The sequence below is a fragment of the Venenivibrio stagnispumantis genome (assembly GCF_900182795.1).
Classification (GTDB): Bacteria; Aquificota; Aquificia; order Aquificales; family Hydrogenothermaceae; genus Venenivibrio; species Venenivibrio stagnispumantis.
Genome location: NZ_FXTX01000002.1, coordinates 69,619 through 84,444, shown reverse-complemented (window position 1 = coordinate 84,444; position 14,826 = coordinate 69,619). Strand labels below are relative to the sequence as shown.

The following is a 14,826-nucleotide window of genomic DNA, read 5'->3' as shown; positions in this document are numbered from 1 at the left end:
TATGGATATTACAGCAATCTCAACAGAAGAATTGAAAGAGATGAAATTGGTTGATTTACAAAAAATAGGTAAAGAACTTGGTCTTGAAAGGGTAACCGGATTAAAAAAAGAAGAGCTTCTTGCAAAAATTTTAGAGAAAAAAGCGGAAAAAGAAGGATTAAATTTTATAAAAGGAGTTTTGGAAGTTTTACCGGAAGGATTTGGATTTATAAGATTTCCGGAAAATAATTATGCTCCAAGCCCACAGGATGTATATGTTTCTCCTTCCCAGATAAAGAGAATAGGATTAAAAACCGGAGATTATATAGTAGGAATAGCAAGAGTTCCGAAAGAAGGAGAAAAATATAGAGCACTTGTTAAAATTGATTTAGTTGGTTCATTAAATCCGGAAGATTTAAAATCAAGACCTTCTTTTGATAAATTAACTCCATACCATCCAACAGAAAGATTTAATCTTGAATATGACCCTTCAGATTTATCAACAAGGGTTGTAAGCCTTGTCTCTCCAATAGGGAAAGGGCAAAGAGGATTAATAGTTGCTCCACCAAAAGCAGGTAAAACAGTCCTAATTCAAAGAATAGCAAAAGCAATAATAAAAAATCATCCGGAAGTTCATCTAATTATATTACTTATTGATGAAAGACCGGAAGAAGTTACAGAGATGAGAAGAATAGTTGGAAGTGGAGCAGAAGTTATAGCATCAACTTTTGATGAACCACCTGAAAGACATATCCAGATATCAGAACTTGTTATAGAAAGAGCCAAAAGATTAGTAGAAGAAAAGAAAGATGTAGTTATACTGCTTGACTCAATAACAAGACTTGCGAGAGCTTCTAATGCAACAACACCACCTTCAGGAAGAGTTTTATCGGGTGGTATAGAAGCTACTGCATTACAAAGACCTAAGAAATTTTTTGGAGCAGCAAGGAATATAGAAGAAGGAGGAAGTTTAACAATACTTGCAACAGCTCTTGTGGAAACAGGCTCCAGAATGGATGATGTTATATTTGAAGAGTTTAAAGGAACAGGTAATATGGAGTTATACCTTGATAGAAAATTAATGGAAAAAAGAGTATTCCCTGCAATAAATATAGCAAAATCAGGAACAAGAAAAGAAGAGCTTCTTGTAAAAGATTGGGAATTGCAAAGATTATGGATATTAAGAAAATTCTTATCAACAATGGATGAAGTAGAAGCAATGGAATTTTTACTTAGCAAACTTGGTAAATTTAAAACAAATGAAGAGTTCCTCAAATCTATGAATGCTTAATTTTGTGATAAAATATTTTTTTTGAAAAATTTTTATGGAGGTATAAAATTGAAAGAAGGAATCCATCCAGAATTAAAATTAACTAAATTTGTGTGTGGTTGTGGAAATGAATTTGAAATTTATACAGTAAAAGGTGGAGTAGTGCATCTTGAGGTATGTAATAACTGCCATCCATTTTATACAGGAAAATTAAGAATAAAACCACAATTTCTTGAATTACAGGGTGCAACAAAACAAGAGTAATGGATAAAAAAATTATTAATCAATTAAACAAGATAGAAGAGAAAGTAAAAAATTTAGAAGCTTTATTATCTGACCCTGAAATTTTAAAAGACCAGTCTAAATTACAGGCTATAGGTAAAGAACATAAAGAGCTATCTGAAATACTAGAACTTTATAATGAGTATAAAAAGGTAGAGTCTCAAATTGAAGATGTAAAACAGATGCTTTCTTCACCTGATGAAGATATTAGAGCATTGGCAGCAGAAGAGTTAGAAGAGTTAAAAAAAAGGGAAAAAGAGCTTGAAAAACAAATAGAATTAGCTCTTATTCCTAAAGACCCTAATGATGAAAAAAATGTTATTTTGGAAATCAGACAGGGTGCCGGTGGAGATGAAGCATCTTTATTTGCAGCAGAATTGTTTAGAATGTATCAAAGATATGCTGAAAGAAAAGGCTGGAAAACAGAAATACTTAGTTTGCATCCTACTGAAAAAGGTGGTATAAAAGAGGTTATAGCATTAATCAAAGGTAAAGGTGCTTATTCCAGATTAAAGTATGAAAGTGGTGTCCATAGGGTTCAAAGAGTGCCTGAAACAGAAAGCTCCGGTAGAATACATACATCTACGGTAACCGTTGCAGTTTTACCTGAAGCAGAGGAAGTAGATGTAGAAATAAAACCTGAAGATTTAAGAATAGAAACGATGAGGGCCGGTGGTGCCGGTGGACAGCATGTTAATACAACTGATTCTGCTGTAAGAATAACCCATATTCCAACCGGTATGGTTGTAACATGCCAAGATGAACGTTCCCAACTTCAAAATAGATTAAAAGCAATGCAGATTTTAAGGGCAAGATTAAAAGATTATTATGACAGAATAGAAAGAGAAAAGATAGCAAAAGAAAGAAAAGAACAGGTTGGAACCGGTGAAAGAAGTGAAAAAATAAGAACTTATAACTTCCCTCAAAACAGGGTAACAGACCATAGAGTAAATTACACATCTTATAGAATAAATGATATATTAGATGGTGATTTAGACGAAATTATAGATGTTCTTATTGCCAAAGAAAATGAAGAAAAATTAGCATTATTAAATTTAGAATAAAAAGCGCCCATAGCTCAATTGGATAGAGCACGTGACTACGGATCACGAGGTTGGGGGTTCGACTCCCTCTGGGCGCATATAGATTTTGTGGAGGAGAAATGAGAGCATCAAAATTTTTTATGCCTACATTAAAAGAAAATCCTTCAGAAGCAGAAACACCAAGCCATATATTTCTACTCAGAGCCGGATATATCAGAATGCTTGCAGCCGGAATATACGAATATCTACCACTTGGATTTAGAGTATTAAAGAAAATAGAAAATATAATAAGAAAAAATATGGATGAAGCCGGAGCATTAGAACTTTTACTTCCTATATTAACACCTGCATCATTATGGAAAGAAACAGGAAGATGGGATGTATATGGTAAAGAGCTTTTTAGATTAAAAGATAGAAATGATAGAGATTTTGCCCTTGGGCCAACCCACGAAGAAACAATTACAGACCTTGTGAGAAAAACTATAAAATCTTATAAAGATTTACCTTATAACTTTTATCAGATACAAACAAAATTTAGAGATGAAGCAAGACCAAGATATGGTTTAATTAGAGGAAGAGAATTTATAATGAAAGATGCTTACTCTTTTGATATTTCTGAAGAAGAAGCAATCAAATCTTATGAAATAATGAAAGAAACTTATCATAAAATATTCAAACAGCTTGGCTTAGATTATCTTATGGTAGAGGCAGATGTTGGAGCTATTGGAGGTAAATACTCCCACGAATTTGTTGTAAAAGCAGCAAACGGAGAAGCAAATATTGTTTATTGTGAAAATTGCGGTTATGCTGCCAATGTAGAAGCAGCTAAATTTCATAATGCAAAATTACCACCGGAAGAAGAACTTCCAATAGAAGAAGTTTATACACCAAATATAAAATCGGTAGAAGAAGTTGCCAAATTTTTAAATCTACCGGAGCAAAAAATTGTAAAAACATTGATATATAAATTAGATAATCAAGATTTTGTAGCAATCCTGATAAGAGGAGATAGAGAAATAAATGAAACAAAGGTTGCAAACTACTTTAAAGTTTTAGATGTTAGCCTTGCATCATCAGAAGATTTAGAAAAACTTGGTCTTGTAGAAGGTTTTGTTGGGCCTATAAATATTAATTTACCAATATATGCAGATAAATCGGTAGAAGAGCTTAAAAATTTTGTAGTAGGTGCAAACAAAAAAGATTATCATTTTAAAAATGTAAATATTCCAAGAGATTTTCAGGTAGAAGGATTTTATGATTTTGCTACTGCAAAAGAAAATGACCCCTGTCCTGTATGTAAATCACCATTAAAAGCCACAAGAGGCTTGGAAGTAGGGCATATATTCTTACTTGGAACAAAATATTCTGATGCAATGAAAGCAACATTTATAGATAAAGATGGAAAAGAAAAACCAATAGTTATGGGATGTTATGGAATAGGTGTAAGCAGATTAATTGCAGCAATAGTAGAACAATCCCATGATGAAAATGGTATTATCTGGCCGGAAGAAGTGGCTCCTTTTGATATACATATACTTATTTTAAACACAAAAGATGAAGAAAGCTTAAAAGCAGGAGAAGAAATATATAACAATTTAAAATCCATAGGTTACGATGTTTTACTTGATGATAGGGATATTTCTGCCGGAATGAAATTTAAAGATGCAGATTTAATAGGTATTCCTTATAGAATTGTGATAGGTAAAAAATTAAAAGATGGTTTTGTAGAGATTGAAAAAAGAGATAAATCTTTAAAGCAAGAGATAAAAATAGAAGATATTCAAAAATTTTTTAAAGAGAGAAAAAGATGATTTTAGAATTTTTTAATTTAGAAGATTTTAAAGAAAGTATACCTTTTACAGCTCTTGGAGCAAGAACCTGTTATAGTAGTGGCGATTTAGATTATCTTCTAAATGACCCAAGGGTTGTCAGTAGAGAAGAAAGAGCTAAATTTTTATCAAAACTTGGAAATTATAAACATTTTTCTGTTTTTGCCCATTCATTTAGCTACAAAGATTTAAATCAGATAGAAGAAGAAAAACTCAATAAATTTATTGAAGATGAACTAAAAAATTTACCTAAGCATATAAAAGCAAAAATAATAGCATTAAAAATAGCCTCTATAAAATTTAAATCCAATTATAACCCAAAATATCCAACGGTTATAGGAATATCATTAAGGCATTATCTTGAAGAGCTTCTTGAATATTCGGAAGATGCTTATTATAAAGCATTTGAAAAAATGGCAGATTATGATATACCTATAACTCCATTAGGACAAAAGGAAAATGTTAGCCTTATAGGATTAATTAAAGATTATGATGGATATGTAGTTTTTTATATAGATAATGTATCAAGAACAATGACCCATCAGCTTGTAAGACATACAGCACTTAATTTTTCACAAAGAAGCCAAAGATATGTAAAAGAAGATGAAAATTATGTAGTTATTCCTCCAGCTATAGAAGAAAATAAAGAAGCCCTTGAGTTATTTAAAAATGCAGAAGAAATAGCTGATGAAACATATAAAAAATTAGTTTATGATTTTAAAATAAAAAGAGAAGATGCAAGATTTATATTGCCACATGGTAAGAGAACAACAATAGTAGTATCTGCACCACTTAGCTGGATATGGGATTTTATTGAAAAAAGAACAGAAATAGGAGCCCAATGGGAAATAAGAAAAGTAGCTTTCCAGATGAAAGAATTACTTCAAGAGCATTTATAATGGAAGTTAAAATAAAAGAAGTTAGATTTATACTCTGGACTGATAATGATTACAACATATATAAGGAAAATTTAGAAAAGATAAAATGATAGATATTTTAATTATATCTATTATAGCTTTTATTGTTTTGTATTATGTATATTTGCGATATAAAGAAGAAAAAAGGAAGGAAAAAGAAAATTATATTCCAAATCTTTTGAAGTTAAAAGAAAAATTTATTAAAGAAAAGGAAGAGTTTGGTAAAAAGGTAGAAGAGTTAGAGCAAAAACTAAAAGAAGCAGAGGAAGAATATCATAAATTAAAAGAAAATTTTAGAAATTTTAAATGGAATGATTTTGAAAAAGAGAGATTAAAAAACTTAAAAGAAACAGAATTTATCTGGTATTTTACAAATATGTTTGAACTTCTTGGATTTAAAGTTTTAGAACCTAAAAATTATAAAGAAAATAATATAGATATTATTTTAAGAGTTGAACATATTGATAAAGAACCGGAATATATAATAGTTGATTTTGTTGATTTTACAGATACAAAAAATATAGATGAAAATTATCTAAAAGCTCTTTCAGAAGGAAAAGAAAAATACAAAATAAATAAAGTCTAGATTATTACAAATGGAAATTTAACTGAAAAACAGAAAAAATTGATTTCTGATTATGATTTTAATTTGTTTGAGTATAATAATCTTGTAACATTTTTTCCATCTTTGGATTTTGTTGATAAATTTTATGAAAACAGAACAAAATATCATAATTTTGCTATTTTACACCAAGAAACAAAAGATGAAATAACCAGAAGGGATATATGGCTTTCTGAATTAGAAGAAAAACTAAAAAAAGCTACCTAACAACAGCAAGAAGAACTGCTTCACAAGCAATTTCTTCATTTACTTTTGCTATACCTTTTATTTTACCGGAATTCCTCTTTATATTTATACCTTCAACTTCAAATACAATTTGGTCGCCCGGTAATATCTGTTTTCTAAATTTTGCTTCTTCTATGCTTGCAAAAAAAACAGTTTTTTCTCCTTTGGTAAATCCGGCCTTTCTAAGCATCATATATGCACCAACCTGAGCCATTGCTTCAATAACAAGAACTCCGGGCATAACCGGATATTCCGGAAAATGCCCCTGAAAAAAATATTCATTTATAGAAACATTTTTTACAGCTTTTACTTTTAAATTTTCTAAATCAAGTTCTAATATTTTATCTATAAATAAAAAAGGATAACGATGTGGCAAAACTTCCATCACTTTTAAAACATCTATATCTCTTTCTACATTCATAATAATCTTTCCTCATTATGACAAAGATTTAATCAAAATTATAAACTAAGATACACAAAAATTCAATAACTTTTTAATCATGGTATGCAGAAATATATAGTTTCTGCATTTAAACCACTACAATAACTACTAATCCCTGTCAACATAGATAATATCGCTATGCAGAAACAGGTTTACTTTATGTTAATGTAAATAATTTTTATTAGCTATTTACCGGCTGAAGCTCAACTTTCTCAATATTTACCGGCGATTGGGATACAGGAACAACCCCTCTTTCTGCTATCTTCTCATCAATTCTCTTTGGTTTTAATGTTTTGATGATATATTCCATAGCTTTGAAGGTTTTTTCTTTGCCACCACAGGTGTATACATCTATTGCACAATAACCGTGTTCTGGCCAAGTATGGATTGAGATATGAGATTCTTCTAATAAGATAACTCCGGTTGCTCCGTGAGGATGAAATTGATGAAAATGAGATGATAATTTACTAAGATTTGCGTATTTTACAGCACCTTCTAATAAGGCTTTTACATCTTCAACGTGGTCAATTTTTTCAAAATCTACTCCGTAAAGGTCAGCTAAGATATGCAGTCCGAGGGTTTTTTCCATTTTCTTTCCTCCTTAACAAAATTTTTTCTTAAATTTTTCGTCGGGCTATTACTGCCCATGATAAAAAACCTCCTTATAGGATTTTAAAAACAGAAAAAATATTATATATCATTTTTAAAATTTTTGTAGGATTTTTAAATTGACGGTATTTAGCACAATAGATGATAAAATATAGATACAGGTAAAAGAGAGATAAATATGGGCTACAAAAAGACAAACATTGCGACTTCTATAATTTTTCATCTATTACATACAATACTCCAATAGTTAAAAAAATAGATTAATACTTCATAAAACAACATCTTATTAAAATGGTATAATATTCTTGTTAGAATTCCTTAAAAAAGGAGTAATAAATGCTGTCTGAAAGAGTGAAAAAAATAAAGCCTTCTCAAACCCTTGCAATTACAGCCAAAGCTGCTGAGATGAAAAAACAGGGAATAGATGTTATTAGTTTTGGAGCCGGTGAACCGGATTTTGATACACCGGATTTTGTTAAAGAAGCAGCAATAAAAGCATTAAAAGAAGGAAAAACAAAATATACAGCTGCAGCAGGTATTCCTGAATTAAGAGAAGCAGTGGCTAAAAAATTAAAAGAAAGAAATAATATAGATTACAAAATGGAAGAAGTTGTTATTTGCCCCGGTGCAAAAATGGGATTATATGAAATATTTGCTACTATTTTAAATCCGGGAGATGAGGTAATAGTTCCTGCACCATATTGGGTATCTTATACAGAACAGATAGCCCTTTGTGATGGAGAAAGTGTAATAACTCAGCTAAACGAAGAAAATGGATTTGTTTTGACAGTAGATAAAATAAAAGAAGTATTAACGCCAAAAACAAAAGCTCTTGTCCTAAATACTCCATCAAACCCAACAGGAGCAGTTATCCCAAAATCAGAACTTGAAAAAATAGCAGAATTTTGCTTAAAACATAATATTCTTATAATTTCTGATGAATGTTATGAAGAATTTTCTTATGAAGAGCCTCATATAAGCATTGCTTCATTATCGGAAGAAGTTAAAAAAATAACATTTACAGTAGGAGCATTTTCTAAATCTTACTCTATGACAGGTTGGAGGCTTGGCTGGGTTGCTGCACCGGTAGAATATATAAAACCAATTATAAATATCCAAAGTCAAACAATATCAAATCCTACAACTTTTGCCCAATATGGAGCATTGGAAGCACTCAAAGATGGCGGAGCATTTCCTGCAAAAATGAGAGAAGAATTTATAAAAAGAAGAGATTATATAGTGAATGCATTAAACAATATAAAAGGTGTAAAATGTGTTATGCCAAAAGGAGCATTTTATGCTTTTCCTAATATATCTTATTACAACAAAAATGATATAGAGTTATCAACATATCTGCTTGAAGAAGCAAAAGTTGCAGTAGTCCCCGGCTCTGCATTTGGAAAAGAAGGATACATAAGATTATCTTATGCAACATCAATGGAAAATATTCAAAAAGGAGTAGAAAGAATAAAAGAAGCTCTGGAAAAATTAAAATAAAAGATATATATTTAGTGGGTGATATAGATAAATTGGAGGTATATTTTAATATGAAAAAATTAAGTTTATTATTAGCTATATTTTCTGTAATTTTATTTAGTTGTCAGAAAAATGAGAAAGCAGAATCAAAATTTACAGTTGACCCAAATCCGGTAATACAAAATGCTATCCAAAATAAAAAGTATGTTATGGTTATTTTTGAATCGGAAACTTGCCAGTATTGTGAGAAATTAAATAAAAAAGTTTTATCAAATCCGGATGTAAAACAAGCTCTTTTGAAAAATAATATAGAGGTTGCAATAGTAAATGTTTATGGAAATAGAAAAGTTATAGACCCGGAAGGAAAAAAAGAGATGACAGAAAGTAGTTTGGCAGGTTTGTATAATGTAACCGGTTTTCCTACAATATCAATATTTGACCCAAATAAAAATTATCAGCTTTTATATCAAATACCTGGATATATTCCAAAAGAAATGTTTATATCATTGGCAGATTATATAGGTTCTGGATGTTATCAAAAAGTTAAATTTAATGAATTTGCAGATAAAAAAAGCTGTTAGAGGTTTAACAATGATACCGCAAATATACGTAGGTGAAAATTGGTTTAAAATAGAAGATATATTAAATAGTTATTATAATAAAGAATGTGGAGCTGTTGATATATTTCTTGGTGTAGCAAGGTCTGCACCGGAAGATGGCGATGTTGAAGAGCTTCATTATGAAGCATATATATCTATGGCTGAAAAAATAATTAGAGAAATAATAGAAGAGGCTATAAAAAAATTTAAAATCAAATATGCAGTAGTTCATCATAAAGTCGGTATATTGAAAGTAGGAGAACCTTCTTTCTTGGTTTGTGTATGGGGTGGACATAGACAGGAAGCTTTTACCGGATGTAGATATATAGTAGATGAGGTAAAAGCAAGAGCTCCAATCTGGAAAAAAGAAGTATTTGCAAACAAAGAATACAGCTGGAAAGAAAGTGGTTAAATAATCCTGATAGGTTTTAAAATACCATCTTCTATTTTTCCTATACCTACTGTATTTAAGTTTTTATCTAAAACTTTTACAAATTCTTTATTTTCTTTATCTATTTTTAATCTTTGACCTTTGGTAAATCTATCTATAAGCATTTCATCCAATATAACCGAATCCATAAAATATAAAGCATCTGTAATAGGAATAATATGGGCTTCTACTTCTTCTGGCTTCATTTTTAATAAATCTTCTAAATTTATGCTTTCTTGTAGGCTGAATTTTCCTATTTTTGTTCGCTGTAATGCTTTTAGATAAGCACCGGTGCCAACTTCATCTCCTATCTCTTTTATGATAGACCTTATATATGTTCCGGAAGAGCAATTTATCTTTATTGTAAAAAATGGTAAAGATATTTCAAGTATCTGAATATCATAAATATGCACAAATTTTGGTTTTAAATCAGGTTCTTCTCCCTTTTTTGCAAATTGATAAGCTCTTTTTCCTTTTATTCTTTTTGCTGAATAAGGTGGTGGCATCTGATAATAACTTTTTTTGAAAGATTTTATAACATCTATCAGTTTTTCTTCTGTTATATTAACTTCTCTTTCTTCTATTATTCTTCCATTTCTATCATAAGTATCTGTTATTTTGCCAAGTTCGCCAACTGCTATATATTCTTTATCTAAATTTTGTAAATATGGTGTTATTTTTACTGCTTTTTGTAGCGTTATTATCATCAAGCCGGTTGCGGCATAATCAAGGGTTCCAGTATGTCCTGCTTTTAGATTTAAATATTTTTTTATTTTTAATACTAAATCATTTGATGTTATATTTTCCGGTTTATTAACAAGTAATATTCCGTCTTTCAACTGCTTACTCCTTTTATAACCCTTTCTACAATATTTACACCTTTTACTTTTTTGATTGCATTAATTATATTATCAAGTTGCTGTTTATCTGCTACATTTAATTTTAGATTTGTTATAGCTTTTCCATTTTTTAATGTTTGGGTATTTACACCTATTATATTTGTTTTTGTAGATGCTACTGCTGAGCTAACATCTGCCAACAATCCAACCCTATCTTCCGATATTATTTTAATATTTGTTTGATATAAATGGTTTTTATCTGTTTTCCAGATAAGTGATACAAGCTTTTCCGGATTTGTTTTTTCTATATTTATTACATTTGGACATTCTTTTCTATGTATTGCTATTCCTTTTCCTTTTGAAACAACACCGATTATTTCATCTCCCGGAAGAGGCATACAACATTTTGCTACATAAGATAATATATTTGATACTCCATCTACTTCAATAACTACGTCTTTATGCTTTTTTTCAGTCTTTTGTTCTTCCGGTTTTTCTTCAGCAGGTCTAAATATTTTTATTATCTTGTTTAAAGATATTTTGCTATCTCCTACTGCTGCTAAGAAATCTTCAAAAGTTTTATAATTAAATCTTTCTAATAATTTTTTCTTTTCTTCTTCAGTTAGACTACTGGTTTTTTTATTAAATTTTTTAAGAATTTTATCTAATAATTTTTCTCCAAATTTGATAGCTTGTTCTTTTTCTATCTTTGCAAGGAAATGTTTTATATTTGTTTTTGCTTTTGATGTTACTACAAAATCAAGCCAATCTCTGCTTGGTTTATGATTTTGGGATGTTATTATCTCTACAACATCTCCATTTTGTAGTTTTGTATCAAGAGGAACTAATTTTCCATTTATTTTTGCTCCGGTTGTTTTATGTCCAAGTTGTGTATGAATGTTATAAGCAAAATCAACAGGTGTAGAGCCTACCGGTAATTTTATTAAATCTCCTTTTGGAGTAAATACAAATATTTCTTCCGGTGTTAACTCACTTTTAACAGAGGATAAAAGTTCAGATGGGGCTTCATTTTCTTTTACAGTTTGAAGAAGATTTCTAAGCCAAACAAAAGATTGTAAATCTTTTTCTGTAAGGGTAGAGCCACCTTTATATCTCCAATGGGCAGCTATACCTTCTTCTGCTATTTTATGCATTTGGTATGTTTTTATCTGTATTTCAACAAATTTACCTTTTGGTCCAACTACTGTGGTATGCAATGCTTGGTATAAATTAGACTTTGGTAAAGATATATAATCTTTTAATTTTCCCGGAACCGGATGCCATAAAGAATGAATTAATCCAAGCACTAAATAACATTGATGCACTTCTTCTACCAAAACCCTTACACCATAAACATCATATATATCACTTAATTTTAGATTTTTTCTTAATGTTTTCTCAAAAATGCTATAAAGATGTTTAAATCTGTACTGTATTTCAAAATTTGTTATATTGTGCTCTCTCAATACTTTTTCTATTTGAGGGATTATTTCTTCTTTTAGATATTTTTCTTCTTTTTCTTTGGATATGGCAAAATATGTGCTAACTTTTTTATATTCTTCCGGATATATATATTTAAATGCCAGGTCTTCTATCTCTCTCTTTATAGCCCAAAGACCAAGTCTGCTGGCAAGTGGTGCATATATTTCAAGGGTTTCTTTTGCTATTCTTATTCTTTTATCTTCCCTTAGGGCGTCAAGGGTTCTCATATTATGTAATCTGTCTGCAAGCTTAACAAGAAGAACTCTTATATCTTTTGCCATTGAAACAATCATTTTTCTAAAATTTTCTGCCTGAGCTTCTTCCTTAGATGAAAATTGATACTTTCCTATTTTTGTAACTCCATCAACAATAAGGGCTACCTTTTCTCCAAAAAGATTTTTTAATGTATCTATATCTGTATCTGTATCTTCCAAAATATCATGTAAAAGTGCAGATATTATTGTTGTTTTATCAAGCTTTAACTGGGCTAATATTCTTGCTGCTTCTATCGGATGAATATAATACGGCTCTCCTGATTTTCTGTATTGGTCTTTATGTTTTTCTATTATAAAATTTACTGCTTTTTCTATTTCTTCTTTATCTTCTTCTTTAAGATAATCTATCTCATTATAAAATGATTTTAATGTTTCATTGGTTATCAGTGTTGTTTCCATCTTTTACTCCTTTCTTGACTTAGCCAAACCATAATATTATTATATTATGTTATCGGGATTAAAAAGCAAGTTTTTGATAAAAAGAAATTTTGAGAGGTTAGGTGATGAAAAATATTTTTATTTTTTTTGTTTTACTAAATATATCAATAGCCTTTGGTATGTCTAAAAAAGTGGAAAATCCAAAAATAGAAAAAGAGCAACCAAAGCAATCTATTCCTGAAAAAAATATAAATGTTATATTTAAAGCTATTAAACCTGAATTTTTAAAAGGTGAAAATGTTTGTTTTTATCTTGAAAATAAAACGAATAAAGAACTACTTATGCCATCTTCTGCTCCTTGGGCTATTTTAGAAAATGAAAAAGTAATATACTCTCCAATTGCTTTACAGGTAATAACGATTGTAAAGCCTAATGAAAAAAAACAATGGTGCTGGAACCAAAAAGATGTTGAAGGTAAAGATATAGCTTCCGGTGATTATATAATTAGAATAACATTTTTTGATAAAGAAGGAGAAAAATATATCCTATCAACTCCCATAAAGATTAAAGTTAAATGAGATTTATAAGAAATACATTAATCTTTTCAATAGCTACTTTAATCAGTAGAATTCTCGGATATATAAGGGATGCAGTAGTCGCTTATATATTTGGGGCAACCCCTCTTACAGATGCATTTTTTGTAGCATGGAGATTACCTAATACTTTAAGACAGCTTGTTGGAGAGGGTAGCTTTAATGCTGCATTTATCCCAATATATAGCTCAATTTTATCTAAATCTGAGCAAGAAGCAAAGCAGTATGCATCTTCTTTATTTAGCTATTACACAATTGTTTTAACATTTATCACTATAATGATTATTCTTTTTGCAGATATTTTTGTAAAGATATTGGCTCCCGGATTTGTAGAAAAAGGTAATTTTGAAGAAACAGTTAATCTTGTAAGAGCAGTTTTTCCTTATTTGATACTTATTGGCTGGACTTCTTTTTATATGGCTTTGCTGAATACAAAGGATATATTTTTTGTTCCGGCTGTTGCTCCGGCTTTACTTAATTTATCTTTTATAATTTCTGCATTTTTGTTTGCCCAATCTTTTGGAATTTATGCTTTGGTGATAGGAGCATTGGTAGGTGGATTATTACAATTTTTGCTTCAGATACCAGCGGCGATAAAACATAATTTATTGATTAAACCTTCTTTAAAATTTCATCCTGAAATAAAAACTACTTTAAAAAGATTAATTCCTGCTTTTGCATCTTTTGGAGTAAGCCAATTTTCTTTTGTGGTTGATACAGTTTTAGCTTCTTTTTTAACTGCCGGAGCAATTTCTTATCTTTATTATGGAAATAGAATATTTCAATTACCACTTGGATTATTTATAATAGGACTTGGAAATGCTTTGCTTGTTTCTCTATCTAAGCATTATGCCCAAAACAGATTAGATGAGTTTAATAAAGATATGAATATGGGAATAAAACTTGCTATTTTAATATCTATTCCGGCTACAACCGGTATGATAGTTCTTGGTAAAGAGATTATTGATATACTTCTTGTTAGAGGTAAATTTGGATATCAAGATGCAGAATTTACATTTTATGCTCTTGCCGGATACTCAATCGGACTTGTCGGATATGGTATTACAAGGCCATTAAAAAGTGGATTTTTTGCAATAGAAGATATGAAAACTCCACTTTATTCAACAATATTCGGATTCGTAGGAAGTATTTTTCTTGCCTTTTTATTCACATTTATTTTCAAAATGGGTGTATTTGGTCTTGCCCTTGCATCTTCTATGGGAGCTTTTCTAAATGTTATATTTTTATATCTAAAATATCCATTTTTTATAGATAAAAAAGGCATTTTTATAACATTTTTAAAAGTTTGTATATCTTCTTTATTTATGGCTTTGGTCGTAATGATTCTTAAAATTTTTATAGGTAGTAAACTACTTTTAGTATTTATCTCAATTTTTATCTCTATCTTATCTTTCTTTTTTGCTGTTTATATTTTAAAAGAAGATTCTTTTTTGGTATTTTTAGATATATTTAAAAGAAAGTTATTGCAAAAATATGATAAAATGCAATAATATATATTTCATAAATTTATATAAA

Annotated in this window: 16 protein-coding genes and 1 tRNA gene; 13 read left to right on the top strand and 4 right to left on the bottom strand. The window is 29.7% G+C overall.

Going from position 1 to position 14,826, the window contains the following annotated elements:
* Position 1: 1 nt before the first annotated feature.
* The 8 genes from rho (at position 2) to QOR43_RS01415 (ending at position 6,149) form a co-directional block, all read left to right on the top strand.
* Positions 2-1,270 (top strand): transcription termination factor Rho, encoded by a 1,269-nt coding sequence (gene rho / locus QOR43_RS01450; RefSeq protein ID WP_345782840.1) that lies wholly within the window; start codon positions 2-4, stop codon positions 1,268-1,270.
* 48 nt (positions 1,271-1,318) lie between these two features.
* Positions 1,319-1,513 carry a 50S ribosomal protein L31 gene (gene rpmE, locus QOR43_RS01445; RefSeq protein ID WP_265133422.1) on the top strand — a complete coding sequence of 65 codons (195 nt, stop codon included), beginning with the start codon at positions 1,319-1,321 and terminating at the stop codon, positions 1,511-1,513.
* A complete protein-coding gene (prfA, locus tag QOR43_RS01440; RefSeq protein WP_265133423.1) occupies positions 1,513-2,595 on the top strand; it encodes a peptide chain release factor 1 in 1,083 nt (360 codons plus the stop codon). Before rpmE ends, prfA begins: the two co-directional genes overlap by 1 nt.
* Before the next feature lie 3 nt (positions 2,596-2,598).
* Positions 2,599-2,672: transfer RNA gene (locus QOR43_RS01435), tRNA-Arg, on the top strand.
* Between the two features lie 21 nt (positions 2,673-2,693).
* On the top strand, positions 2,694-4,385 hold the full coding sequence (locus QOR43_RS01430; RefSeq protein WP_265133424.1) for a proline--tRNA ligase: 1,692 nt from the start codon (positions 2,694-2,696) through the stop codon (positions 4,383-4,385).
* Positions 4,382-5,302, top strand: coding sequence for an FAD-dependent thymidylate synthase (gene thyX, locus QOR43_RS01425; RefSeq protein ID WP_265133425.1), 921 nt, complete (start codon positions 4,382-4,384; stop codon positions 5,300-5,302). The genes QOR43_RS01430 and thyX overlap by 4 nt, the downstream gene beginning before the upstream one ends.
* An 85-nt stretch (positions 5,303-5,387) precedes the next feature.
* Entirely contained in the window at positions 5,388-5,906 is a 519-nt protein-coding gene (locus tag QOR43_RS01420; protein WP_265133426.1) for a hypothetical protein, read from the top strand.
* Between the two features lie 39 nt (positions 5,907-5,945).
* Positions 5,946-6,149, top strand: coding sequence for a hypothetical protein (locus tag QOR43_RS01415; protein ID WP_265133427.1), 204 nt, complete (start codon positions 5,946-5,948; stop codon positions 6,147-6,149).
* Here the strand turns inward: QOR43_RS01415 and fabZ are convergent.
* Together fabZ and speD are read right to left on the bottom strand one after the other, a co-directional pair.
* The gene (gene fabZ, locus QOR43_RS01410) at positions 6,142-6,588 is read right to left on the bottom strand and encodes a 3-hydroxyacyl-ACP dehydratase FabZ (RefSeq protein WP_265133428.1); all 447 of its coding nucleotides are present in this window, start codon (positions 6,586-6,588) and stop codon (positions 6,142-6,144) included. The genes QOR43_RS01415 and fabZ overlap by 8 nt on opposite strands.
* A gap of 202 nt (positions 6,589-6,790) precedes the next feature.
* Positions 6,791-7,198, bottom strand: a complete 408-nt coding sequence (speD, locus tag QOR43_RS01405; RefSeq protein WP_265133429.1) for an adenosylmethionine decarboxylase — start codon at positions 7,196-7,198, stop codon at positions 6,791-6,793.
* Between the two features lie 356 nt (positions 7,199-7,554).
* On the opposite strand from speD, the gene QOR43_RS01400 reads away from it, so the two are divergent.
* From QOR43_RS01400 to QOR43_RS01390, 3 genes are read left to right on the top strand one after another with little or no spacing between them, the layout of a single operon-like run.
* Positions 7,555-8,715, top strand: a complete 1,161-nt coding sequence (locus tag QOR43_RS01400) for a pyridoxal phosphate-dependent aminotransferase (protein WP_265133430.1) — start codon at positions 7,555-7,557, stop codon at positions 8,713-8,715.
* Between the two features lie 50 nt (positions 8,716-8,765).
* Positions 8,766-9,275 carry a thioredoxin family protein gene (locus tag QOR43_RS01395; protein ID WP_265133431.1) on the top strand — a complete coding sequence of 170 codons (510 nt, stop codon included), beginning with the start codon at positions 8,766-8,768 and terminating at the stop codon, positions 9,273-9,275.
* 10 nt (positions 9,276-9,285) lie between these two features.
* Positions 9,286-9,705 (top strand): molybdenum cofactor biosynthesis protein MoaE, encoded by a 420-nt coding sequence (locus QOR43_RS01390; protein ID WP_265133433.1) that lies wholly within the window; start codon positions 9,286-9,288, stop codon positions 9,703-9,705.
* Here QOR43_RS01390 and truB read toward each other — a convergent pair.
* Positions 9,702-10,562, bottom strand: coding sequence for a tRNA pseudouridine(55) synthase TruB (gene truB, locus QOR43_RS01385; protein ID WP_265133434.1), 861 nt, complete (start codon positions 10,560-10,562; stop codon positions 9,702-9,704). The two genes, QOR43_RS01390 and truB, sit on opposite strands and share 4 nt — an antisense overlap.
* Positions 10,559-12,718 carry a RelA/SpoT family protein gene (locus QOR43_RS01380; protein WP_265133435.1) on the bottom strand — a complete coding sequence of 720 codons (2,160 nt, stop codon included), beginning with the start codon at positions 12,716-12,718 and terminating at the stop codon, positions 10,559-10,561. Before QOR43_RS01380 ends, truB begins: the two co-directional genes overlap by 4 nt.
* Positions 12,719-12,822: 104 nt before the next feature.
* On the opposite strand from QOR43_RS01380, the gene QOR43_RS01375 reads away from it, so the two are divergent.
* Positions 12,823-13,275 (top strand): hypothetical protein, encoded by a 453-nt coding sequence (locus QOR43_RS01375; protein ID WP_265133436.1) that lies wholly within the window; start codon positions 12,823-12,825, stop codon positions 13,273-13,275.
* Complete coding sequence (gene murJ, locus QOR43_RS01370) at positions 13,272-14,801, top strand: murein biosynthesis integral membrane protein MurJ (protein WP_265133437.1); 1,530 nt, start codon at positions 13,272-13,274, stop codon at positions 14,799-14,801. Before QOR43_RS01375 ends, murJ begins: the two co-directional genes overlap by 4 nt.
* Positions 14,802-14,826: the final 25 nt, after the last annotated feature.

Bases quoted from the DNA above. Each gene is read 5' to 3' on its own strand.
- rho (WP_345782840.1), top strand. From the start codon at position 2: ATGGATATTACAGCAATCTCAACAGAAGAATTGAAAGAGATGAAATTG.
- prfA (WP_265133423.1), top strand. From the start codon at position 1,513: ATGGATAAAAAAATTATTAATCAATTAAACAAGATAGAAGAGAAAGTA.
- QOR43_RS01430 (WP_265133424.1), top strand. From the start codon at position 2,694: ATGAGAGCATCAAAATTTTTTATGCCTACATTAAAAGAAAATCCTTCA.
- thyX (WP_265133425.1), top strand. From the start codon at position 4,382: ATGATTTTAGAATTTTTTAATTTAGAAGATTTTAAAGAAAGTATACCT.
- QOR43_RS01420 (WP_265133426.1), top strand. From the start codon at position 5,388: ATGATAGATATTTTAATTATATCTATTATAGCTTTTATTGTTTTGTAT.
- fabZ (WP_265133428.1), bottom strand. From the start codon at position 6,588: ATGAATGTAGAAAGAGATATAGATGTTTTAAAAGTGATGGAAGTTTTG.
- speD (WP_265133429.1), bottom strand. From the start codon at position 7,198: ATGGAAAAAACCCTCGGACTGCATATCTTAGCTGACCTTTACGGAGTA.
- QOR43_RS01400 (WP_265133430.1), top strand. From the start codon at position 7,555: ATGCTGTCTGAAAGAGTGAAAAAAATAAAGCCTTCTCAAACCCTTGCA.
- QOR43_RS01395 (WP_265133431.1), top strand. From the start codon at position 8,766: ATGAAAAAATTAAGTTTATTATTAGCTATATTTTCTGTAATTTTATTT.
- QOR43_RS01390 (WP_265133433.1), top strand. From the start codon at position 9,286: ATGATACCGCAAATATACGTAGGTGAAAATTGGTTTAAAATAGAAGAT.
- QOR43_RS01380 (WP_265133435.1), bottom strand. From the start codon at position 12,718: ATGGAAACAACACTGATAACCAATGAAACATTAAAATCATTTTATAAT.
- QOR43_RS01375 (WP_265133436.1), top strand. From the start codon at position 12,823: ATGAAAAATATTTTTATTTTTTTTGTTTTACTAAATATATCAATAGCC.
- murJ (WP_265133437.1), top strand. From the start codon at position 13,272: ATGAGATTTATAAGAAATACATTAATCTTTTCAATAGCTACTTTAATC.